At 64.4% G+C, this 21,839-nt stretch carries 20 protein-coding genes and 1 tRNA gene; 9 read left to right on the top strand and 12 right to left on the bottom strand.

Features of this window, described 5'->3' with window-relative positions:
• Position 1: 1 nt before the first annotated feature.
• The 3 genes from edd to ppc are packed head-to-tail and all read left to right on the top strand — an operon-like array spanning position 2 to position 5,483.
• Entirely contained in the window at positions 2-1,840 is a 1,839-nt protein-coding gene (gene edd, locus ACGHJ7_RS01910; RefSeq protein ID WP_390474144.1) for a phosphogluconate dehydratase, read from the top strand.
• Entirely contained in the window at positions 1,837-2,814 is a 978-nt protein-coding gene (gene glk / locus ACGHJ7_RS01905; RefSeq protein ID WP_390474142.1) for a glucokinase, read from the top strand. The genes edd and glk overlap by 4 nt, the downstream gene beginning before the upstream one ends.
• Positions 2,811-5,483 carry a phosphoenolpyruvate carboxylase gene (gene ppc, locus ACGHJ7_RS01900; protein ID WP_390474140.1) on the top strand — a complete coding sequence of 891 codons (2,673 nt, stop codon included), beginning with the start codon at positions 2,811-2,813 and terminating at the stop codon, positions 5,481-5,483. The genes glk and ppc overlap by 4 nt, the downstream gene beginning before the upstream one ends.
• Before the next feature lie 9 nt (positions 5,484-5,492).
• Here the strand turns inward: ppc and ACGHJ7_RS01895 are convergent, their stop codons facing one another.
• Entirely contained in the window at positions 5,493-5,729 is a 237-nt protein-coding gene (locus ACGHJ7_RS01895; RefSeq protein ID WP_390474138.1) for a DUF6356 family protein, read from the bottom strand.
• Between the two features lie 102 nt (positions 5,730-5,831).
• Between ACGHJ7_RS01895 and ACGHJ7_RS01890 the strand changes: the two genes are divergently transcribed.
• Positions 5,832-6,305: an Lrp/AsnC family transcriptional regulator gene (locus ACGHJ7_RS01890; RefSeq protein ID WP_390474136.1), complete on the top strand. Its 474-nt coding sequence runs from the start codon at positions 5,832-5,834 to the stop codon at positions 6,303-6,305.
• Positions 6,306-6,327: 22 nt separating this feature from the next.
• Here ACGHJ7_RS01890 and ACGHJ7_RS01885 read toward each other — a convergent pair whose 3' ends face one another.
• Positions 6,328-7,404, bottom strand: a complete 1,077-nt coding sequence (locus ACGHJ7_RS01885) for a YeiH family protein (RefSeq protein WP_390474134.1) — start codon at positions 7,402-7,404, stop codon at positions 6,328-6,330.
• A 158-nt stretch (positions 7,405-7,562) separates the two neighbouring features.
• Between ACGHJ7_RS01885 and ACGHJ7_RS01880 the strand changes: the two genes are divergently transcribed.
• Positions 7,563-9,278 (top strand): solute:sodium symporter family transporter, encoded by a 1,716-nt coding sequence (locus ACGHJ7_RS01880; protein ID WP_390474132.1) that lies wholly within the window; start codon positions 7,563-7,565, stop codon positions 9,276-9,278.
• Here the strand turns inward: ACGHJ7_RS01880 and ACGHJ7_RS01875 are convergent.
• The 3 genes from ACGHJ7_RS01875 to ACGHJ7_RS01865 form a co-directional block, all read right to left on the bottom strand.
• Positions 9,271-10,197, bottom strand: coding sequence for a TauD/TfdA family dioxygenase (locus ACGHJ7_RS01875; protein ID WP_390474130.1), 927 nt, complete (start codon positions 10,195-10,197; stop codon positions 9,271-9,273). The two genes, ACGHJ7_RS01880 and ACGHJ7_RS01875, sit on opposite strands and share 8 nt — an antisense overlap.
• A gap of 170 nt (positions 10,198-10,367) precedes the next feature.
• On the bottom strand, positions 10,368-11,279 hold the full coding sequence (locus ACGHJ7_RS01870; protein ID WP_390474128.1) for a Gfo/Idh/MocA family protein: 912 nt from the start codon (positions 11,277-11,279) through the stop codon (positions 10,368-10,370).
• An 86-nt stretch (positions 11,280-11,365) separates the two neighbouring features.
• Positions 11,366-11,454, bottom strand: a tRNA-Ser gene (locus ACGHJ7_RS01865).
• A gap of 196 nt (positions 11,455-11,650) precedes the next feature.
• On the opposite strand from ACGHJ7_RS01865, the gene hspQ reads away from it, so the two are divergent.
• Positions 11,651-12,031 carry a heat shock protein HspQ gene (gene hspQ, locus ACGHJ7_RS01860; RefSeq protein WP_390474126.1) on the top strand — a complete coding sequence of 127 codons (381 nt, stop codon included), beginning with the start codon at positions 11,651-11,653 and terminating at the stop codon, positions 12,029-12,031.
• 21 nt (positions 12,032-12,052) lie between these two features.
• Here hspQ and ACGHJ7_RS01855 read toward each other — a convergent pair whose 3' ends face one another.
• Positions 12,053-12,928 carry an ABC transporter permease gene (locus ACGHJ7_RS01855; protein ID WP_390474124.1) on the bottom strand — a complete coding sequence of 292 codons (876 nt, stop codon included), beginning with the start codon at positions 12,926-12,928 and terminating at the stop codon, positions 12,053-12,055.
• Positions 12,929-13,071: 143 nt separating this feature from the next.
• Between ACGHJ7_RS01855 and ACGHJ7_RS01850 the strand changes: the two genes are divergently transcribed.
• Positions 13,072-13,764: a GcrA family cell cycle regulator gene (locus ACGHJ7_RS01850; RefSeq protein WP_390474122.1), complete on the top strand. Its 693-nt coding sequence runs from the start codon at positions 13,072-13,074 to the stop codon at positions 13,762-13,764.
• An 80-nt stretch (positions 13,765-13,844) separates the two neighbouring features.
• Entirely contained in the window at positions 13,845-14,366 is a 522-nt protein-coding gene (locus ACGHJ7_RS01845) for a DUF1993 family protein (protein ID WP_390474120.1), read from the top strand.
• 30 nt (positions 14,367-14,396) lie between these two features.
• On the opposite strand, the gene ACGHJ7_RS01840 is transcribed toward ACGHJ7_RS01845, so the two are convergent.
• From ACGHJ7_RS01840 to truB, 4 genes are all read right to left on the bottom strand, one after another.
• Positions 14,397-15,080: a spermidine synthase gene (locus ACGHJ7_RS01840; RefSeq protein ID WP_390474119.1), complete on the bottom strand. Its 684-nt coding sequence runs from the start codon at positions 15,078-15,080 to the stop codon at positions 14,397-14,399.
• Between the two features lie 72 nt (positions 15,081-15,152).
• The gene (gene pnp / locus ACGHJ7_RS01835) at positions 15,153-17,435 is read right to left on the bottom strand and encodes a polyribonucleotide nucleotidyltransferase (protein ID WP_390474117.1); all 2,283 of its coding nucleotides are present in this window, start codon (positions 17,433-17,435) and stop codon (positions 15,153-15,155) included.
• 186 nt (positions 17,436-17,621) lie between these two features.
• Positions 17,622-17,891 carry a 30S ribosomal protein S15 gene (gene rpsO, locus ACGHJ7_RS01830; protein WP_390474115.1) on the bottom strand — a complete coding sequence of 90 codons (270 nt, stop codon included), beginning with the start codon at positions 17,889-17,891 and terminating at the stop codon, positions 17,622-17,624.
• Positions 17,892-17,903: 12 nt separating this feature from the next.
• On the bottom strand, positions 17,904-18,917 hold the full coding sequence (truB, locus tag ACGHJ7_RS01825; RefSeq protein ID WP_390474113.1) for a tRNA pseudouridine(55) synthase TruB: 1,014 nt from the start codon (positions 18,915-18,917) through the stop codon (positions 17,904-17,906).
• 48 nt (positions 18,918-18,965) lie between these two features.
• On the opposite strand from truB, the gene glpD reads away from it, so the two are divergent.
• The gene (gene glpD, locus ACGHJ7_RS01820) at positions 18,966-20,468 is read left to right on the top strand and encodes a glycerol-3-phosphate dehydrogenase (protein ID WP_390474111.1); all 1,503 of its coding nucleotides are present in this window, start codon (positions 18,966-18,968) and stop codon (positions 20,466-20,468) included.
• Positions 20,469-20,489: 21 nt separating this feature from the next.
• Here glpD and ACGHJ7_RS01815 read toward each other — a convergent pair whose 3' ends face one another.
• Both ACGHJ7_RS01815 and ACGHJ7_RS01810 read right to left on the bottom strand, forming a co-directional pair.
• Entirely contained in the window at positions 20,490-21,170 is a 681-nt protein-coding gene (locus ACGHJ7_RS01815; RefSeq protein WP_390474109.1) for a site-2 protease family protein, read from the bottom strand.
• 5 nt (positions 21,171-21,175) lie between these two features.
• Positions 21,176-21,760 (bottom strand): thymidine kinase, encoded by a 585-nt coding sequence (locus ACGHJ7_RS01810; RefSeq protein ID WP_390474107.1) that lies wholly within the window; start codon positions 21,758-21,760, stop codon positions 21,176-21,178.
• Between the last annotated feature and the right edge of the window lie 79 nt (positions 21,761-21,839).

Here is a 21,839-nt window from a genome sequence, read left to right as displayed (position 1 = left end):
TATGACTGCCATCAACGACACTGTTGCAAAGGTCACCGACCGGATCATCGCGCGATCGAGGGACGGTCGCTCCCGCTATCTGGACCTGATCGACCGCCAACGCGACCAGGGGGTTCACAGGCCGAACCTGTCCTGCGGCAATCTTGCCCACGGATTTGCTGCCAGCGGAGAAGACAAGCCCACGATCCGCGGCGGTCACGCCATGAATATCGGCATCGTCACTGCCTTCAACGACATGCTGAGCGCCCACCAGCCCTACGGACGCTACCCCGAGCAGATCAAGATCGCCGCCCGCGAACGCGGCGCGACGGCGCAGGTCGCAGGCGGCGTTCCTGCCATGTGCGACGGAGTGACGCAGGGGCAGGACTCCATGGAGCTGTCCCTCTTCAGCCGCGATGTGATCGCGATGAGCGCGGCGGTCGGGCTGAGCCATGGAATGTTCGAAGGCGCGCTGCTGCTGGGCATTTGCGACAAGATCGTGCCCGGCCTGCTGATCGGTGCCTTGCGCTTCGGCCACCTGCCGACCATCCTCGTGCCGGCAGGACCCATGCCGTCGGGCCTCGCCAACAAGGAAAAGATCCGCGTCCGCCAGCTCTATGCCGAGGGCAAGGTCGGCCGCGAGGAATTGCTGGAGGCGGAAAGCGCCAGCTATCACGGCGCGGGCACCTGCACCTTCTACGGCACGGCCAATTCCAACCAGATGATGATGGAGATGATGGGGCTTCATCTGCCCGGCTCCAGCTTCGTCAATCCCGGCGCAAAGCTGCGGCAGGAACTGACCCGGGCAGCGACCCACCGCGTGACCGAGATCGGCTGGACGCAGGACGGACAGGAAAACGCCGATTACCGCCCGCTGGGCCGGTGCATCGACGAAAAGGCGATCGTCAACGCGGTGGTGGGCCTTCTCGCCACCGGGGGATCGACCAACCACGTGATCCACATTCCCGCCATCGCGCGCGCGGCGGGCATCGTGGTGGACTGGGACGATATGGACGCGCTCAGCCGGGTCGTCCCGCTGATCGCGAGCGTCTATCCCAACGGCGCGGGCGACATCAATTTTTTCCACGCGGCCGGCGGAATGCCTTACGTCATTCGCGAATTGCTGGATGCCGGTCTCGCCCATCCCGACATCATGACGGTCTATGGCGCGTCGCTGATGGAGGGGGCGCAGGAACCCTTCATGGAAGACGATGCACTGGTGTGGAAACCGGCCGCACAGGAAAGCCACGACGAAAGCTTGCTGAAACCGGTATCCGATCCTTTCCAGGGCGATGGCGGCCTCGCCCTGCTCCATGGCAATCTGGGCCGCGCCACGATGAAGACCAGCGCCGTGCAGGAAGAACACCGGACGATCGAGGCCCCGTGCCGCGTGTTCGAGACACAGAACGCGGTGGGCGAGGCTTTCAAGGCGGGCGAACTGGACCGCGACGTGGTTGTCGTGGTGCGGTTCCAGGGTCCTGCTGCCAACGGCATGCCCGAACTGCACAAACTGATGCCGCCGCTGGGCGTCCTGCAGGACCGGGGTTATCACGTTGCTCTCGTCACCGATGGCCGCATGTCCGGGGCCAGCGGCAAGGTTCCCTCTGCCATCCATTGCTCTCCGGAAGCGTGGCACGAAGGCCCGCTGGGCAAGCTGCGCGATGGCGACATCGTCAGGGTCTGCGCTCGCGAGGGCACGTTGCAGGCAAAGGTCGACGAGGCCGAATGGGCCGCGCGCGAACAGGCCGCGCCGCCGGCAGAGGAATGGGGGACCGGGCGCGAACTCTTTGCCATAATGCGCCGGCATAGCGACCCCGCCGAACAGGGCGGCAGTGCCATGCTGAAAGAGGCGGGATTGTGAGCGAAGACACGCTGGTCGCAGTCGATATCGGCGGCACGCATGCTCGCTTCACCATCGCCTCGCGCAGCGCGGATGGCAGCATAGAACTGGACGAGCCCGTCACGCTGGCGACGGAAGATCACGCCAGTTTCCAGACCGCATTGGAAGATTTCCGCGAACGCCGTGGCGGCACGCTGCCCGATGCCGTCTCGCTTGCCATTGCCGGACCCGTCGGCGGGGATGTCATCCGCTTCACCAACAATCCCTGGGTGATCCGGCCTGCCCTCATCGAAAGCAAGCTGGGCGTATCCAGTTGGACGGTGGTCAACGATTTCGCCGCGGTAGCCCATGCCGTCGCCCGCGCGCCGGACGAAGAACTGGTCCACCTCTCGGGCCCCAAAGGCCCGCTGCAGGGCGAGGGAACGATCAGCGTGCTCGGCCCTGGAACCGGCCTCGGCGTGGCGCATCTCAGGCGCTGGAATGGCGGCTATCACGTCCAGTCGACCGAAGGCGGCCATATCGACTTTGCCCCGCTCGACAGCATCGAGGACGCCATTCTCGCCCGCCTGCGCCGCCGTCACAACCGCGTGTCGATCGAGCGCGTAGTCTCGGGCCCGGGCATCGTCGACATCCACGCCACGTTGGCGCGGATGGAAAACCGGGCCATTCCGGAACTGGACGATGTCGAGACCTGGAAACTGGCGATGAGCGGGCAGGACAGCCTTGCCGCCGCTGCACTGGACCGGTTCTGCCTGTCGCTCGGAAGCGTCGCGGGCGACATCGCGCTGGCCCAGGGCGGCTTCCAGGGCGTCGTCATTGCCGGCGGTCTCGGCTACCGCCTGCGCGAACACCTGCCCCGATCCGGCTTTGCCGAGCGGTTCGAGGCCAAGGGCCGCTTCGCCGCGCTCATGGCCAGTATCCCGGTCAAGCTGATCGTCCACCCACAACCGGGCCTCTACGGCGCAGCCGCGGCCTATTGGAGCGAACACGAATGAATGCCCCCTCCCGTCCCGCCATCCAGCAGAACCCGGACATCCGCTATCTCGGTAAGCTGCTGGGAGACGTGATCCGCGAACACGGGGGGCAGGATCTGTTCGAGCACACCGAACGCATCCGTTCCGCCAGTGTCGAACGGCATCGCGGCGAAACGCCGACCGATCTCGGCCTCGACCGGCTGGGGCTGGACGACACGCTGTCCTTCGTTCGTGGTTTCGGCCTGTTTTCCATGCTCGCAAACCTCGCGGAAGACCGCGAGGGCGTGATGGTCGATACCAAGATCGAATTCGCCTCCGCAGTGGATGAACTGAAGGATCACGGCGTTTCCACGGCCGATATCCTGGCCATGCTGGACGATGCCCTGATCGCACCCGTCCTGACCGCGCACCCGACCGAAGTCCGGCGCAAGAGCGTGATTGATCACCGCGCCCGTATCGCCGAACTGATGCAGATGCGCGATACCGGCGCGACGACCACCCCCGAAGGCGATGACGTCGCCGAAGCCATCGTGCGGCAAATCGCCCTGCTCTGGCGCACCCGCACCCTTCGCCGCGAACGGTTGGGCGTCACCGACGAGGTGGACAATGCACTCGCCTTCATGCGCGATGTCTTCCTGCCGGTCCTGCCCGGGCTTTACGGCCAGTGGGAAAAGGTGCTGGGCGAACGTCCGGACAGCTTCCTGAGGCTGGGAAGCTGGACCGGCGGCGACCGCGACGGCAATCCGTTCGTGACCGCAGATTCGCTGCGCTATGCCCAGCGGGGGGCGGCCGACACGGTCCTGACCCATTACCTCGATGCCCTGCATCAACTGGGTTCCGAACTGTCCATTTCGAGCGAGCTTGCCGACATCGCGCCCGAAGTGCGCGCGCTCGCCGATGCCAGCGGCGACACATCCGCGCACCGTTCGGACGAGCATTATCGCCGCGCCATCATCGGCATCTACAACCGGTTGTCCGCCACCTATGAACGGCTGGTCGGCAAGAAGCCCGCCCGTCCGCCGATCGGAGATGGCGAGCCGTATGACGGCCCCGCCGAGTTCTCCGCAGACCTCAGGACGCTCGCACGCGCTCTTGCCGGTCTCGGCGGGGAGACGCTGGCGTCGCAGGGCGCGCTCGGCCGGCTCATTCGCAGCGTCCGCACTTTCGGCTTCCACCTGGCGACACTCGACATGCGGCAGAACAGCGCCGTGCACGAGCGGGTCGTTGCGGAACTGCTCAAATCGGCGGGCGTGCAGGACGATTACCTCGATCTCGACGAACCGGCGCGCATCGCCTTGTTGCGCGAGGAACTGGCAGGCGGCCGCCCGCTTCGATCGCCGTGGAGCGAGTATTCCGAAGAGACGACCGGCGAGCTCGCTATCATCGACGCTGCCGCCGAGGCGCACCGCCTTCTCGGCCCCGAATGCATCAGCCAGTATGTCGTATCCATGGCGGAAACCGTGTCCGACCTGCTGGAAGTCCACGTACTGCTGCGCGAAGCTGGTCTCTATCGTTCCGGCGACGAACCCCACGCAGCCATCATGGCGGTCCCGCTGTTCGAAACCATCGGCGACCTCGAGAATGCACCGGGCGTAATGGCGGATTACTTCGCCCTGCCCGAAGTCGCGCATATCGCGCGCGCACGCGGTCACCAGGAAGTGATGATCGGCTATTCCGACAGCAACAAGGATGGCGGCTACCTGACCTCGTGCTGGAACCTCGCCAAGGCGAGCGAGGCACTGGCCCCGGTCTTTGCCGAGGCCGGAGTCGGGATGCAGCTGTTCCATGGACGCGGCGGCTCCGTCGGCCGCGGCGGCGGCTCCGCTTTCGAGGCAATCCGCGGGCAACCCCCGGGTACGGTGCAGGGCCGCATCCGCATTACCGAACAGGGCGAGGTCATCGCCGCGAAATTCGGCACTGCGGACAGCGCGCGCACCAATCTGGAAGCGATGGCGACGGCCAGCATGCTGGCGACACTGGAACCGCAGCGGCTGCCGGATGCGCGGTACCAGGGGTTCATGGAAACCATGGACACGCTGTCGTCCACCGCGTTCGATGCCTATCGCGGCCTTGTCTACGGTACGGACGGCTTCGTCGATTTCTTCCGCCAGATGACGCCGATCGCGGAAATCGCGACGCTGAAGATCGGCTCGCGCCCGGCAAGCCGCAAGGCGACCAATGCGATCGAGGACCTGCGCGCCATTCCCTGGGTCTTTTCCTGGGCGCAGGCCCGCGTCATGCTGCCGGGGTGGTACGGCGTCGGCCAGGCGCTGACCGCGCATTCCGACAAGGCCCAGCTGAAGGACATGGCGCAGGGCTGGGCCTTCTTCTCGAATACGCTCGCCAATCTGGAGATGGTCCTGTCGAAATCCGACATGGCACTGGCCGAGCAATACACGGAACTGGTGGAAGACCGCGATCTTGCCGCGCATATCTTCCCCCAGATCCGCGATGCCTGGCACCGCACGCATGACGTGCTGCTGGAGGTGACGGACCAGTCCTACCTGCTGGAAAATTCGCCAAAGCTCGACGCTTCGATCCGCCTTCGCCTGCCCTATATCGAGCCGCTCAACCTGCTGCAGGTCGAGCTGCTGAAGCGCCACCGGGCGGGCGAGACGGACGAGCGGATAGCGGAAGGTATCCAATTGTCGATCAATGCCATTGCCACTGCGCTGAGGAACAGCGGCTAGTCAGGTCTGTCAGATCACGAAATCGAGCGGCTGGGGCATTCTGCTGCGGCTGACCACCATCCTGCCATGCAGGGTCTCGATCTGCCTGCTGCCCGTCTTCACGAACAGAAAGGGAAGCAGGCCGTGGAGCATGCAGGCGGCACCGCCAGCCATCATGCGCAGGCCGAAGCCGCTCGCGTGGGCCAGATGCTGCCAATAGGTCTCGCCGACCGAATGCGGATGCTGGGTGAACTTGCGGACTATCATGCTTTCCCTCCTTCGCGGATTTGAAGGTAATATATCGCGCCCTGTCGGGACTTATGTCCCAAACATCATTGTTCCTACCTTATTTTCGGGTAGATTACCCCAATGAAACTCGAAAACGTAGAACTGGATTCCATTGATAGGCGAATCCTCGGTACCCTGCAGCAAGACGCTACGCTTTCCATTCAGGCCGTAGGGGACAAGGTCGGGCTATCGGCCAATCCCTGTTGGCGACGGATAAAGCGGATGGAGGAGGCGGGGATCATCTCCCGCCGGGTCGCAATCGTCGACCCTGCCAGCGTGGGTCTGGGCACGACCGTATTCGTGGCCATTCGCACGCGTCAGCACGATCCGGCATGGCTGGCTGCGTTCGCACGGGCCGTCGAAACGATCGACGAGATTACCGAGTGCCACCGGATGGCGGGCGATGTCGATTACCTGCTGAAATTGCGGGTCCGCGACATTGCGGATTACGACCGCATCTACCAGCGGATGCTGTCCCGCTTTCCCGACCTCGCCGACGTGACCGCCACCTTTTCCATGGAAGAGATGAAAAGCACGACCGCCCTGCCGCTCTAGGCGCTGCCGCGCCGGCTTCCCGCTAGTCGATCGCCAGGATCGCCACGGCCAGCGCTACGACGAATGAGGCACAGCTTGCCACGGCCACGGGCACCAGGGCTCGCCAGCCTGCTTCTATCAACAGTCCCAGCTGCGACCGCATCGCGGTGGCAACCACGGCGAGCAACAGCAGCGCCTTCGATAAAGTCAAGGCAGGTCCTGTCAGCGCCTCGGGAATGGTGACGACGCTGTTTACCGCCAGCAGCAGGAAGAAGCCGACGATGAACCAGGGCATGGCAACCTTGCGCCAGGCGGAATTGGTCCCGCCCTCGCCCCGGCCCAGCCACAGGGCGACCAGCGCCACCACCGGACCGAGCATGGCGACCCGCGCCAGCTTCACCACGGTCGCATCGGCGCCAGCATGGTCGGAATAGCTGTAGGCCCCGCCGATGGCCTGCGCGGCATCGTGGACGGATGCACCGATCAGGAAGCCTGCCTGCTTGTCCGTCAGGCCGATGCCTTGCGCTATGGCAGGATAGGCCGACATGGCGATGGCGCTGGCAACGGCCACACCGACCAGCGCGACGGAAAACCGTGCGCGGTCCAGCCTGTCGCGCCCGATGACCCCGTATAGAGCGAGGGCAGCGGATGCTCCGCAGATGGCCGTCGCGCCGCCTGCCAGAATGCCTGCCTCGCGCCCTTCCCGGGCCCAGCGCGCCGCGACAATCGCCGCTGCGAAGGCACAGGCCATGACCAGCATCGTACCGGCAAAGGCGATCCATCCCAGCCCCGCAACCTGCGCGAAGGTGACCTGGAGGCCCAGCAGGACGATACCGGCGCGAAGGAAATGCCGCGAGGCGAAATCCAGACCCGGGGCCGTGACCTCCACGCTGGCGATGAAGCTCATCGCGAGGCCGATCAGCAGGCCCAGCAGGATGATGGGAAAGCCGTAATGTTCGGCAAGCCATGCCGCGGCCAGCGATGCCACGCTGCACACCACCAGCCCCGGCAGGTAATCGCTCCAGCCCAGGCGAGCAGGCGCAGCATCGATGGCGGCATCGGCCTGGTGCAGCTCCCCGAAAAGGTCGCCTGCATAGAAATTCTCAGCCTGACGGTTCATCCGCGCGCCTCCATCACACCAGCCGATAGCGCGCAGGGGTGCCCGACGACAACCTGCCATGCGCAGCGCCCGCGTGTTGACTTCACATGCCGGAACAGCCGACAAGCGCTTCGGGCACCGGGCGGGCCTCGTTACCTGCCTGTGAAGCGGGGGTTCGATTGGCAGGCGGCGACATCCTTTTCACAGGGCTTTCCTGCATCTTCTTCATGGCGCTGGTCGGCTTTGCCAGCTGGTACCGGACGCGCGGGACGGCCAGCACTGGCGAGGGGTATTTCCTCGCCGGGCGGGGCCTGACCGCGACGTTTATCGCCGGCTCCCTGTTGCTGACAAATCTTTCGGCAGAGCAACTGATCGGGCTGAACGGATCGGCCTATGGCTACGACATGTCGAGCATGGCGTGGGAAGTTACCGCAGCGGTGGCGACCATAGCGATGGCGCTGGTTTTCCTGCCGCGCTACCTCGCCGGGGCATTCACCACCCTGCCCCAGTTCCTGGCCGACCGGTTCGACGAGAGCGTGCGCAGGATGTCCGTCGTCCTGTTCATGCTCGGATACGGTCTCGTGACCATTCCGTCCGTGCTCTATTCCGGCTCGGTCGCCGTCATGGCCCTGTTCGACGTGCCGGGCCTGACCGGTCTTGCCTATGTCCCGGCGCTCGTCGCCACGATCGTCGCAATCGGCGTGACAGGTGCGATTTACGCGGTCTTCGGCGGCCTGAAAGCGGTGGCCGTTTCGGACACTATCAACGGCGTGGGCCTGCTCATCGTCGGGATACTGATCCCGGTCCTGGGGCTGATCGCGCTGGGAGACGGCGATTTCACGCGGGGGCTGTCCCGCCTGCTCACCGACCATCCGGAAAAGCTGAATGCTATCGGGGACGCTCAATCCCCGACGCCGTTCGGTACGATCTTCACCGGGATGATCTTCGCCAACCTGTTCTACTGGTGCACCAACCAGTACGTCATCCAGCGCACGCTGGGTGCGCAGTCGCTGGCCGAGGGTCAGAAGGGCGTGCTGGCGTCCGGTTTCTTCAAGATCATGGTCCCTTTCATGATGATGATCCCCGGGGTCATCGCCTTCCATCTCTACGGACCGGGCTTTGCGAGCATCGACCAGGCCTATCCCCGGCTGGTGGCGGACCTTCTGCCCGTGGCGCTGTCGGGCTTTTTCCTCGCTGTCCTGCTGGGCGCGGTTTTCAGCTCGTTCAACTCGCTGCTCAACAGCGCAGCGACCCTGTTCGCGATCGACGTCTATGCCCCTGCCAGAAACGGTGCGGTCGATGATGCCGGGCTGGTCCGCGTGGCGAAAATTGCCAGCGTCGTCATAGCCCTGTTCTCCTTTGCCATCGCGCCGCTGCTTCATTTCGCGCAGGAAGGTCTGTGGCAGGTCATCCGGGTTTTCACCGGCTTCTACAACATCCCGACCATCGCCATCGTCATCGTCGGCCTCTTCACCCGCCGCGTGCCCGCTTCGGGCGCGAAGATCGCCATCGTCTTTCACGTCGTCGTCTACGCGCTGCTGCGGTTCGTGCTGGACGATGTGGTGACGCTGCACTTCATCCACCAATACGCCCTGCTGTTCCTTGCGGAGGTCGCGATCATGCTGGCCGCGGGTTACTGGAGGCCGCGAGAGACTCCCTGGTCCTTCACCCCGCGTCATGAAATCGACCTCGAAGAATGGCGCTATGCGAAACCGCTCGCGGGCACGCTGTTTTCCTGCGTCGTGGCGCTTTACCTGCTGTTCTCGCCGCTCGCCCTGGCCGGGGAGGCCGGCTTCAGCGAGCTGTTCGGCCTGTCGATGGCAGGCTTGGTCGTGGCGAATGTCGCCATCTGGCTTGCCGCGCGGCGAAGGACGATGCCCGCGTCTGTCAACTGACGAGCGAGGCCAGCACCCGGCGCTTCCCGGAAAAGGGGCGCCGCCCGTGCATGACTAGGAAATTATCGAGCAGCGCGACATCGCCCGCCTGCCATTCCACGTCGCGTGTCAACGCCTCTGCCGCTTCGATCGCCGGGGCCATGTCCTGCGCCGTAACCGGCGTGCCGTCGCCGAAGGTAACCGACTTGTCGGCCCGGTTGCGGGCATCCGACCACCCGCGGAACGCGGCGATCAGCTGGTTGAAGAACGTCTCGCGCCCATCGGACAGTTCACGAATGGCAGGCAGCACGGGTGTCGTTGCGCGCAGGCTGCCATCATCGCGCCACTGCCATTCGTAACCGAGCGCGGCGAGGCGCCTCTCCGCATCCTCGCGCGTCTGTGCGCCCAGCGTGCTTTTCCAGCTGCGCCCCTGGCCCGAACCGGCATCGTCTGCGCCGGGCATGACATTGGTGTAACGCACGCCCTCGCGCGCAAAGCGTTCGGCCACTTCGGGCGCCTCTGCCCGCATGCGCTCCAGCAGCCAGTCCGAGCGGCAGACGGGAGTCGCCCCGCCCTGGTCAGGCGCGATTTCGCAATAGAAGAACAGTTTCGAGGGGTAGATCGGCGTCTGCGCCATTTCGTGATGCAGGTGGATTTCGGTTTCCGGCGGAGCTTCGTTGGCCGTGAAGACACGCGGCGTCACATTGACGCGCACCGCGTTCGACAGCGATTCCTCGTAAGTAAAGCCGTCTTCCCCATACCCCTCGACAGCGGCATCGAAATGCCCGGCATCCGGCACGTCGAACCCGCGAAACAGCATGGTTCCGGCATGCAGCAGCGCATCGTCCACAGCGGTCTTCTGCTGCGAGAGGAATTCGCCCAGATCGCCCTGCCCGTGGATGACCGCCGGGAAATCCTTCGTGTCCGGTGTGCTCGCCATGTCTATGCGTCCTTCCCGAAATCCAGTTCGACGGCCTGCCCGCTTGCCATGCTTTCCTGTGCGGCCACGCCGATCTGGACCGAACGCAGGCCGTCCAGCGTGCCGATTTGCGGCGCCTTGCCCGATGCAAGGCATTCCTGGAACGCGCATAGCTGGTAATAGGTGGCGCCTCAGTGATCGCCTGCCGCAAGCGCATCGGCCGGTGTCGCCACCGGTTCCGCCACCGGGCCGCTGCGGTCGCGCGGGGACCAGATCACGCTGGCGCGCGGCAGGGCGACTTCCAGCTTTCCTGCCGGGCCTAGGGCGTAGATATCCTCCTGCTGCTCCGACCCTTCGGCAAACATGCACAGGTCCAGCACGGCGCGCGCCCCGCGTACGAAATCGACCACCACCACCGCGTTGTCGATGATATCGGGCACCTCGCCATCATAACGTTCGTCCAGATGGTTCACGTCCTGCGCGCCGCTGGCATAGATGCGCCGCGGTTCGTCCTGCAGGATATATCGCATCAGGTCGAAGAAATGGCAGCATTTCTCCACTAGCGTGCCGCCGCTGTTACGATTGAAGCGGTTCCAGTCGCCGACCTTCTCCAGGAACGGGAAACGATGCTCGCGGATGCTGGCCATCTTTACCGGCCCTGTTTCGCCCGCATGCACCCGCTCGATGAAACGCGCGACCGGGGGCATGAAGCGGTATTCGAGCCCCACCCATATGGGCGCAGGGTAATCGGCCGCCATGGCGTGCAGCGCGCGGGCATCGGCGAGGTTGGTGCACATCGGCTTTTCCAGCAGGATTGCCGGCCCCGCTGCCATGACCTGCCGGACCACGTCGAAATGCGTTATGTTCGGGGATGCGATGATGACGGCATCCGGCTTCGCATTGTTCAGCATTGCGCCGCAATCGGAGAAGAATTCCGGCGCCTGTCCCAGCTCTTCCGCAAGAACCCGCGCCGCTTCGCGCGAACCCTCGTCGGGGTCGCAAATACCGACCAGCCGCGCGCCCGGGACCAGGGCGACGTTGCGCATATGCTCGCGGCCCATCATGCCGCACCCGGCGATCGAATAGCGAAATTGCGAACTCATGAAACGCATTTAGCCCAAGCCGGCAGCCAGGCCAGCAATTCATGCTGTCATTCCGTGAAGATCATCATGGGCAGGCATTGACCCGGTGGCGGAGAGGGTGGGATTCGAACCCACGGTACCCAGAAGGCACAACAGTTTTCGAGACTGCCCCGTTCGACCACTCCGGCACCTCTCCGCACGAGGGTTTCGCTCCTGCGCTGTCGCGCATGGGTCGTCAGGAGCGCGGCGGTTAGCCCAAGGCCTGCGGCTTGCCAACCCCCTTTTGGCATACGCCATCACCGCGCGGCCCAACCCTGGCTTTGGAACCTCTCGGGGGACCGGACCTTGTGGCCGCATTGCCGGGCGCTGGCAGACACACTATATGCCGATCCATGGACAATTCGGTGTATTTCTCCTCCACGGCAGGCCGCGAAATCGAAGTGCCGCGCAATGCCACAGCGCGCTTTGCGATCGGTGACGTGGTGCGTCACAAGATGTTCGATTTTCGCGGGGTCATCTTCGACATCGACCCGGTCTTCGCCAATAGCGATGAATGGTACGAATCCATTCCCAAGGACATCCGCCCCCGGCGCGACCAGCCCTTCTACCACCTGTTCGCCGAAAATGACGAAAGCAATTACGTCGCCTATGTCAGCCAGCAGAACCTGCTGGCCGATCCCGATGGCGGGCCGGTCGAACATCCCGAGGTATCGCAGCTGTTCGAAGCGTTCAGCAAGGGCCGCTACAAGATGCAGCGAAAGCTGACCCACTGACGCCCCGAAGGTCTGGCTTGATCAGTCCTTTATCTTCCAGCCGGACTTCAGGACGCGGTAAACGATGACCGCGAACAGCAGGTTGAACACGCCCAGGCCAATCGCCGCCTGGACGACAGCCCCGGCGCCTTCGCCAATGTCACTTTCGCCCAGGAACCCGTAGCGAAAGCCGGAAATCACGTAGAAGAACGGATTGGCCCGGCTCACCGCCTGGAAAACGGGTGCGAGGTTGTCGATCGTGTAGAACGTACCCGAGAGCAGGCTGAGCGGGGCGACGATGAAATTGGTAATCATCGCGTTGTGATCGAACTTTTCCGACCAGATGGACGTCATCAGCCCCATCAGGGACAGCATGGTCGTCCCCATCAGGCCGAACCAGACGATCGCCCAGGGCTCGGCCGGCCACAGGCTGACGCCGGGCCAAAGCACCATGGCGAGCGCGACCGCACCGCCCACGGCGACCCCGCGCGTAATGGCCGCCAGCACGATGCCGGTCATCAGCTCGCCCTCCGACAAGGGCGGCATCAGCAGGTCGATGATGGTCCCCTGTATCTTGCCCGACAGCAGGCTGAAGCTGGAATTGGCAAACGCGTTCTGCATCATGCCCATGACGATCAGCCCCGGAGCGACGAAGCTCGCAAAAGGCACGCCCAGCACTTCGCGGCCGCCCCGGCCCAGAGCGACCGAGAAGATGATGAGGAACAGCAGGGTCGTGACAGCCGGAGCCCAGACGGTCTGGATCTGGACCTTGAGAAAACGGCGCACCTCCTTCATATAGAGGCTCCACAAACCGATGCGGTTCACGCCTGTTATCAGGGGCTCTCCGCGCGGTGAGAACGCCGGGCTTGCCTGTCCCTGCGGTTGCACGATTTCGGGGCTGTCAGCGCTCTGTTTCATGCGCGCATCGCTAGGCGCTTGCCACCAGCCGTGCAAGAACGGGTGCAGGCAGGACGAGGGAAGGCTGGTAAAGACACTATCGCGCCCTATGTGGGCTGCACACGGCGCCTGATTCGGCGCAAAGATTTGATGACAGGACATCCATGAGCTGGACCGAAGAACGCACTGCCAAGCTGAAGACGATGTGGGAAAAAGGCTCCACCGCGAGCCAGATTGCCGAAGAGCTTGGCGGGGTCAGCCGTAACGCCGTGATCGGCAAGGCACACCGCCTTGGCCTGAAATCGCGCCCTTCCCCGGTAAAGGCCGGCGAGAAGAAGAAAGCGGCTGCGAAGCCTGCGGCGAAGGCCGCTCCCAAGGCGCCGCCGAAAAAGGCAGCGCCCGCGCCAAAGCCGGCTGCAAAACCTGCGCCGGCTGCGCCTGCTCGCCCCGCTGCCGGACCCGCACAGGCCTCTGGCGACAGCAATGCCCCCCAACCCATGCCGGAAAAGCGGTCCGACATGCCGAAGATCGTATCCGTCGGCCCCGGCGGGTTCCTGCGCCAGGGTCCGGGCGACCAGCAGCCGCCGATCCCGCCGGCCCCGCCGCGCCGCCTCGTCCCGCAAAAGCCCAGCCCCGAAATCGCCGACAAGACCAGCCTGCTGGACCTGTCGGAAAAGGTCTGCCGCTGGCCGATGGGTCATCCGGGCGAAGCCGATTTCCATTTCTGCGGCGAAGCGGTCAATCCCGGCTTCCCCTATTGCGTCGAGCATTGCGGTCGGGCCTACCAGGCACAGCTGCCGCGGGGTGCGCGCCGTCCCCCTCCGCCGCTGCCGTTCGGCGGACCACGCGTACGCTGACTTTCCAGACATGAGAGGCCCGGCCGTCGCGAGACAGCCGGGCCTTTTCGTTTACGAGACATTTTCCGAGGGAGACCACCATGCCGATTTCGCTTCACGCCGCCTTTGTCCCCAGCGCCTTGCAGATGCTGGGCACTGCCGGTCACCTGCTGGGGAAGGCCGAGACTTGGTGCAGCGAACAGGGCGTGAGCGAATCCGACATGATCGGCGAGCGCATCATCGAGGATATGCTTCCTTTCACATACCAGGTGAAATGCGTTGCCGAGCATACGCAGGGCGCGGTCGAGGGCGTGCGAGCAGGCGTCTATTCGCCCGACATCAATCCGCCGCCCACCAGCTTTGCCGCCCTGCGCGAGAAGCTGGCCGGGGCCACGCAATTCATGGAAGGGCTGGACGAGGCGGAGATGGAAAGCTTCGTCGGCCAACCGATGCGGTTCGAGTTCAAGGAAAACCGGCTGGACTTCACCGCCGACCAGTTCCTGCTCAGTTTCAGCCAGCCGAATTTCTATTTCCATGCTGCCACTGCCTACAACATCCTGCGGATGAAGGGCGTGGGCGTGGGCAAGATGAATTTCATGGGACGAATGCGCTTGGCCGGTTGAAGCCAGCCCTGTCCGTCAGCGCGCCTGCGGTCAGCGGCGGCGGGCAAACCAGATCGTGTGGCGCGGCCCCTTGTTGTTCGGCCGCGCCCTCACGGCCCGGACCTCCACTTCGAAGCCTGCATCCTTCAGGCGGCCGGTGAACTTGTGGTCGTCCGCCGCCGACCAGATGGCCAGCATGCCCCCGGGGTTCAGCGCGTCGCGGCAGCGGGCAATGCCGGTGCGGGTATAAAGGCGTTCGTTGCCTTCGCGCACGATGCCGTCTGGCCCATTGTCGACGTCGAGCAGGATGGCGTCGTATTTCGCGGTCGTGCCATCCACGGCATCGTCGATCAGGGCCGCTACGTCGGCAATCGCAACCTCGCCGCGCGGATCGTCCAGCGTATCGCCCGTCAGGTGTGCGAGCGGCCCCTTCGCCCAGTCCAGGATGTCAGGCACGACTTCCGCCACCACGACCTGTCCGCCTTCATCCGGCAGCGCCTCCAGCGCGGCGCGGAAGGTGAAGCCCATGCCATATCCGCCGATCAGCACACGCGGCGCGCGTGCCTCGAGCTGTTCCATGGTGAGTTGCGCCAGCTGTTCCTCGCTGAACTGCATGCGCGTGCCCATCAGCTCGTCGCGGCCCAGCATGATGATGAAATCGCGGCCATGGCTGATGAGGGTCAGCGTGTCGCCCTGCGGGATACTGGCGGTGGCGATGGTTTCACGGGCTAGCATGATCACTCTCTTTCACGAATGAAAAGGGCCGCGAACACGTCGCGGCCCCTCTCTTCTGGCAGGTCCGAAGGATCAGTCCTTCAGGAAGTCCGGCACGTGGGCACCGCCGTCGGAGTCTCCCCCGCCGTCACGGTTGCCGCCGCGTCCGCCCCGGTCGCCGCCGCGACCACGGCCACCGCCGCCACCACGCGGGCCGCGGCGATCACCGCCACCACCGCGAGGCTTGTTCTCACGCGGGGGACGCGTGTCTTCCAGCTCTTCGCCGGTTTCCTGGTCGACGACACGCATCGACAGGCGGACCTTGCCGCGCTGGTCGATCTCGAGGACCTTGACCTTCACTTCCTGGCCTTCCGAGACGACATCGGTCGGCTTTTCCACGCGCTCGTTCTTCATTTCGGACACGTGGACGAGACCGTCCTTGCCGCCCATGAAGTTCACGAATGCGCCGAAGTCGACGATGTTGACGACCTTGCCAGTGTAGATCTTGCCGACTTCCGCCTCTTCGACGATGCCTTCGATCCATTTCTTCGCAGCTTCGATCTGCTCGCCGTCGCTGGACGAGATCTTGATCACGCCCTCGTCGTCGATGTCGACCTTGGCGCCGGTTTCGGCCACGATCTCGCGGATCACCTTGCCGCCCGTGCCGATAACGTCGCGGATCTTCGACTTGTCGATCTGCATCGTCTCGATACGCGGAGCATGCTTCGACACCTCGGTGCGGGCGCCGGTCAGCGCCTTGTTCATTTCACCCAGGATGTGCGCACGGCCAGCCTTCGCCTGCTCCAGCGCGGTCTTCATGATTTCCTGCGTGATGCCGGCAACCTTGATGTCCATCTGGAGCGAGGTGATGCCGTTTTCCGACCCTGCGACCTTGAAGTCCATGTCGCCGAGGTGATCTTCGTCACCCAGGATGTCGGACAGGACGGCGAAATCGTCGCCTTCCAGGATCAGGCCCATGGCGATGCCCGACACCGGGCGTTCGATCGGAACGCCGGCATCCATCATCGACAGGCAGCCGCCGCAAACCGTGGCCATCGAGGACGAGCCGTTCGACTCGGTGATGTCCGACAGGATGCGGATGGTGTACGGAAAATCTTCATGCGTCGGCAGAACCGGGTGCAGCGCGCGCCATGCGAGCTTGCCGTGACCGGTTTCGCGGCGGCTGGTGAAGCCGAAACGACCCACTTCACCGACCGAATAGGGCGGGAAGTTGTAGTGCAGCATGAAGTGGTTGTACGACAGGCCTTCGAGACCGTCGATCATCTGCTCGGCATCCTTGGTGCCCAGCGTGGTGGTGCAGATCGCCTGCGTCTCGCCGCGCGTGAACAGGGCCGAACCGTGCGTGCGGGGCAGCAGGCCGACCATTGCCTCGATCGGGCGAACCTGGTCGAGCTTGCGGCCGTCGATGCGGGTGCCGTCCTTCAGGATGGCGCCGCGAACGATTTCGCTTTCCAGCTTCTTGACCGCCTTGTTGGCGACCATCTGCGTCTGCGGCTCTTCGTCCGCGAAAGCTTCCTTGGCCTTTTCGCGGGCGGCGTTGAGCGCGTCCGAACGGTCGGCCTTGCTGGTCATCTTGTAGGCGGCGGCGATGTCGTCGCCCACGATGCCGCGCAGCTTTTCCTTGATCGCGGAAGTATCGTCCGAAGTGTCGATTTCCCACGGATCCTTGGCAGCCTGTTCGGCCAGGTCGATGATCGCACCGATGACCTTGCGGCTTTCCTCGTGCGCGAACATGACGGCGCCGAGCATTTCCTCTTCGGTCAGCTCCTTGGCTTCGGATTCGACCATCATCACCGCGTCCTGCGTCGCAGCGACGACGAGGTCGAGGCGACCGTCTTCGTCGAGAGTGGAAGAAAGGCTCGGGTTGAGTTCGTATTCGCCATTGCGGAAACCGACGCGTGCCGCGCCGATCGGACCCATGAAGGGTACGCCCGAAATGGTCAGCGCAGCCGATGCCGCGATCATGGCCACGATGTCGGGCTCGGTCTCGCCATCATAGCTGAGGACCTGCGCGATGACGTTGATTTCGTTGTAGAAGCCTTCCGGGAAGAGCGGACGCACGGGGCGGTCGATCAGGCGGGAGGTCAGCGTTTCCTTCTCCGTCGCGCGGCCTTCGCGCTTGAAGAAGCCGCCCGGGATACGGCCCGCAGCGGAGAATTTTTCCTGGTAGTGGACGGTCAGCGGGAAGAAGTCCTGCCCTTCGCGAACACTCTTGGCGGCGGTCACGGCGCACAGCACCACGGTTTCGCCATAGGTGGCCAGCACGGCGCCGTCTGCCTGACGGGCGATCTGGCCGGTTTCGAGGGTGAGGGTCTTGCCGCCCCACTCGATCGATACGGTTTTCTTGTCGAACATTGATTATCCTAAATGAACCCGCCGGCGCCTTATTGCGGGGCGGGGCTTACTGTTCCGGGGTAGCCGCCCCGGTGCGGTATGAAGCCATCTTTCGGCTTCCCTTGGAAGGCACCCGCTGCCGGATTGCAACGTGGCGCCACATGCGAAAAAGGCGGCCCGTTGTCGGAGCCGCCTTTCACGAAACTCTTATTTGCGAAGGCCCAGCTTCGCGATCAGGGCGTTGTAGCGCTCCACATCCTTCTTCTTGAGATAGGCGAGGAGGCTGCGACGGCGGTTGACCATCTGGAGGAGACCACGACGCGAGTGGTTGTCCTTGTGGTGGCCCTTGAAGTGCTCCGTCAGGTTGCGGATGCGTTCGGTCAGGATGGCGACCTGGACTTCCGGGCTGCCCGTATCACCGTCTTCGCGAGCGTTGTCCTTGATGATTTCCTGTTTCTTCTCGGCGGATACCGACATGTCAGTTCTCTCTTACTCTGCGACATCGGATAGGTTGAAACCCCGCACGATGCGAAGCGTGCCACCTTCGAGTTCCACGAGCGCCACCGGAACAGTGTCCCGTGTCGCAAGGTAGAGCCCGTCGGTCTGGGGCAGTCCCGAAAGTTTCCGGCCCTGTCGGACCGCCTGCGCGTCGTCGGGAGAGAGGGAAAGGGCCGGGATGTCGTCCAGCCCCGCCTCCAACGGCAGGAGATATTCCTGAAGGTCGGCACCCTTACCGATTTCGTTCAATCTGTCCAGCGAAATCGCCTGTTCCTGCGTGAACGGCCCGGCCTTCGTTCGCCTCAGATAGGTCACGTGCCCCACGGTTCCAAGCGCGCGTGCGATATCCCGTGCCAGGGAACGGATATACGTCCCCTTGCTGACATAGGCCACCAGCGTCACCTCGTCGGCCAGTTCCAGAGGCGCGGCCGGGTCGTAAGGGTCGGGCCGGCCCGCCGTGGTGGCGAAGGCGCTTGTCGCTTCCTCGCCCTCCGGTGCACCGGGGAATGTGAGCGAATGGATGACGACCGAACGCGTCTTCATCTCCACCGCCTCCCCCGCCCGCGCCCGGTCATAGGCGCGCTTGCCGTCGATCTTCACGGCGGAGAATGCGGGCGGCACCTGCTCGATTGCGCCGGTAAAATGCTCCAGCACGGCAGCGATAGCGGCTCTTGGCGGGCGGCGTGTGGACCGCTGGACCACCTCGCCCTCGCTGTCGAGCGTGCTGGTCTCCTCCCCGAACCGGATCGTGAACTCGTATATCTTGGAGGCATCCAGCATCCGCCCGGCAAGCTTCGTCGCTTCGCCTAGCGCGATCGGCAGGACCCCTTCGGCCAGCGGGTCCAGCGTGCCGCCATGACCGACCTTTGTTTTCACATGGCCGCCCTCGCGCAGGTTACGCTTCACCGCACCCACGGCCTGGGTCGATCCCAGTCCGTGCGGCTTGTCGAGGATGATCCAGCCCGAGGCAGGACGGCGATTCGAAGGTTTCGGGGCACGTGTCACAAGGTCCGCCTAGCCATTTGCGGCGCGTGACGCCATCAGGGTCGCAGCATGGCAGACCATTACGACATCCTCGTCATCGGCGGCGGCATCAACGGTGCGGGAATCGCACGCGACGCCGCGGGGCGCGGACTGAAGGTGCTTCTGGTCGAAAAGGACGACCTGGCCCAGCACACCTCCAGCGCCAGCACGAAACTGGTGCATGGCGGCCTGCGCTATCTCGAGAATTACGAATTCCGACTGGTGCGCGAAAGCCTGAAGGAGAGGGAGGTCCTGCTGGCCGCAGCCCCGCACATCATCTGGCCGCTGCGCTTCGTGCTGCCCCATGACACCGGATTGCGCCCGGCCTGGCTGCTGCGGCTGGGCCTGTTCCTCTACGACCATATCGGGGGGCGCAAACTGCTGCCCGGGACCCGGCGCGTGGACCTGCGCAGACCGCCGCATGGCGACGTTCTGGAGCCTCGCCTGACGAAGGGCTTCGAATATTCCGATTGCTGGGTGGAAGACAGCCGGCTGGTGGTGCTGAACGCCATGGACGCCGCCGCGCATGGAGCCGATATCCGCACACGGACGGCTTGCACCGCGCTGGCCCGTGCGGGCGACAGGTGGACGGCCACGCTGACCGCGCAGGGCGGCAAACAGGAGAACGTGACAGCGCGCGCCGTGGTGAATGCGGCCGGTCCCTGGGTCGATGAAGTGCTGGGCCGTGCCTTGCCGGGTGAAAGCCACCAGAACCTGCGACTGGTGAAAGGCAGCCATCTGGTCATGCGCAGGCTGTATGAGGGCGAGCACGGCTATATCTTCCAGAACGGCGACGGGCGCATCGTCTTTGCCATCCCTTACGAGCGCGACTTCACGCTGCTGGGCACGACGGATGTGGGGTATGAAGGCGACCCGGACGCGGTCGCCATCGATCAGGACGAGCGCGCCTATATCTGCAATGCCGTCAACGAATATCTGCGAACGGACATCAGCCCGGCCGATGCCGTCTGGAGCTATTCCGGCGTTCGCCCGCTCTACGATGACAAGGCGGCGAACAATTCCACCGTGACGCGCGATTACGTGTTCGAGGTGGAAGGCGGCGGCAGCGAACCGCCCATCCTGTCGATCTTCGGCGGCAAGATCACGACCTATCGCAAGCTGGCCGAGCACGCGCTCGAAAGGCTGGAGGAAGCCGGCCTGGCAGTGGGCGGCGCATGGACCCGAACGGCCCGGTTGCCGGGCGGATCGATCGATCCGCTGGCCGTCGACCGCTTCATTGCCGACTGGCAGGCCCGCGCGCCGTGGTTTCCGCGCGCAGGCATCGTCCGCCTGGTCCGGGCCTACGGGACGCGCATTGCCGCGATCCTCGGCGACAAGTCATCGCTTTCCGAATGCGGGGAACTGATGGGCGGCAATCTCTATGCGAGCGAACTCGCCTATCTGGCAGAGCATGAATACGCCCGCACGGCAGAGGACGTCCTGTGGCGGCGCAGCAAGCTGGGCCTGCACCTGGACGATGCGGGTAAGGACGCCGTCGCCCGCTGGTTCGACCGCAACGTGCCAGGCGGCTGACCCCTTGGCGACGCTGCCGCGCTAACCGGCAATCGCGTCGGCCAGGCCGAGATATTTCTCCAGCGCCCAGTTCACGGGCGGACCGATCGTGTTCTCCAGAACCCCCAGTTCGGGCGCGAACCAGGTCAGCGCGATCAGACCCACGAACAGCAGCATGCCCACCGGACGCAGCCTGTCATAGGCGCGCGCCCATTTCGGCGGCAACAGGCCCTCGAAGATATGCGACCCGTCGAAGGGCGGGATCGGCAACAGGTTGAAGAAGGCGAGGAAGATGTTGATCAGGATGAAATAGAACAGGCCCTGCGTCAGGAACCCCTGCTCCCCGCCCGGCTGGACGAGGCCCGCAGCCGCCGCCCCGCCGAGGAGCACCGCCCCGACGAGCGCGAGCAGCAGGTTGGTGCCCGGACCGGCCGCCGCCACGGCCATCATCCCGAAACGCGGATTGTCGAGCCTGTCCTTGCGCACCGGCACCGGCTTGGCCCAGCCGAAAATCGGAGCGCCCGCCAGCGCGAGGGCACCGGGGACGACGATCGTGCCTACGGGATCGACGTGGCGCACCGGGTTCAGGCTGAGCCGCCGCTGTTCCTTCGCTGTCGGATCGCCCAGCATCAGGGCGGTCCAGCCATGCGCAACCTCGTGGAACACGATGGCGATGACCAGCGCCGGTATCAGCAGCGCAGCAAGGGCAAGTGTATCTGTCATGCTCCCTATCTAGGATAGCCGACCGCTTCTCCAAAGTGTTTGCGGCATAGCGCGACATAGCGTTCGTTCCCGCCGATGACCGTCTGCGCCCCTTCGGCCACGGGATTGCCCTCGGCATCGAGGCGCATGTTCATGCTCGCCTTGCGCCCGCAATGGCAGACGGCTTTCAGCTCGACCAACTCGTCCGCTATGCCGAGCAGCGCGGCAGAGCCGGGAAACAGTTCGCCCTGGAAATCGGTGCGCAGGCCATAGCACAGGACCGGGATGCCTCCTTCGTCCGCCAGCCTCGCGCATTGCCACGCTTGCCCACGCGACAAAAATTGCGCCTCGTCCACCAGCAGACAGTCGAGCGCGGCGCGGGAATGCTCCGCCATCACGTCGCGCCACAGATCGGTGCCATCATCGAACAAGTGTGCATCGGCTTCCAGCCCAATGCGGCTGGCAATCGGCTTTCCGGCGGACCGGTCATCCAATGCTGCCGTCCACAGCATGGTGCGCATCCCGCGCTCGCGGTAATTGAAGTCCGCCTGCAGCAGCGTCGTCGATTTGCCTGCATTCATGCTGGCATAATAGAAATAGAGCTTGGCCATCTGCCTCAGGTGCTACCCCGCAGTGGGGCGGATGTCTCGTGGATTGACGCCATTCATCCCCAAGACAGAGCGCGGGCGC

Source organism: Altererythrobacter sp. MTPC7 (genome assembly GCF_042851395.1).
Lineage (GTDB): Bacteria > Pseudomonadota > Alphaproteobacteria > Sphingomonadales > Sphingomonadaceae > CAJXSN01.
This window is presented reverse-complemented; position numbering and strand designations above follow the sequence as displayed.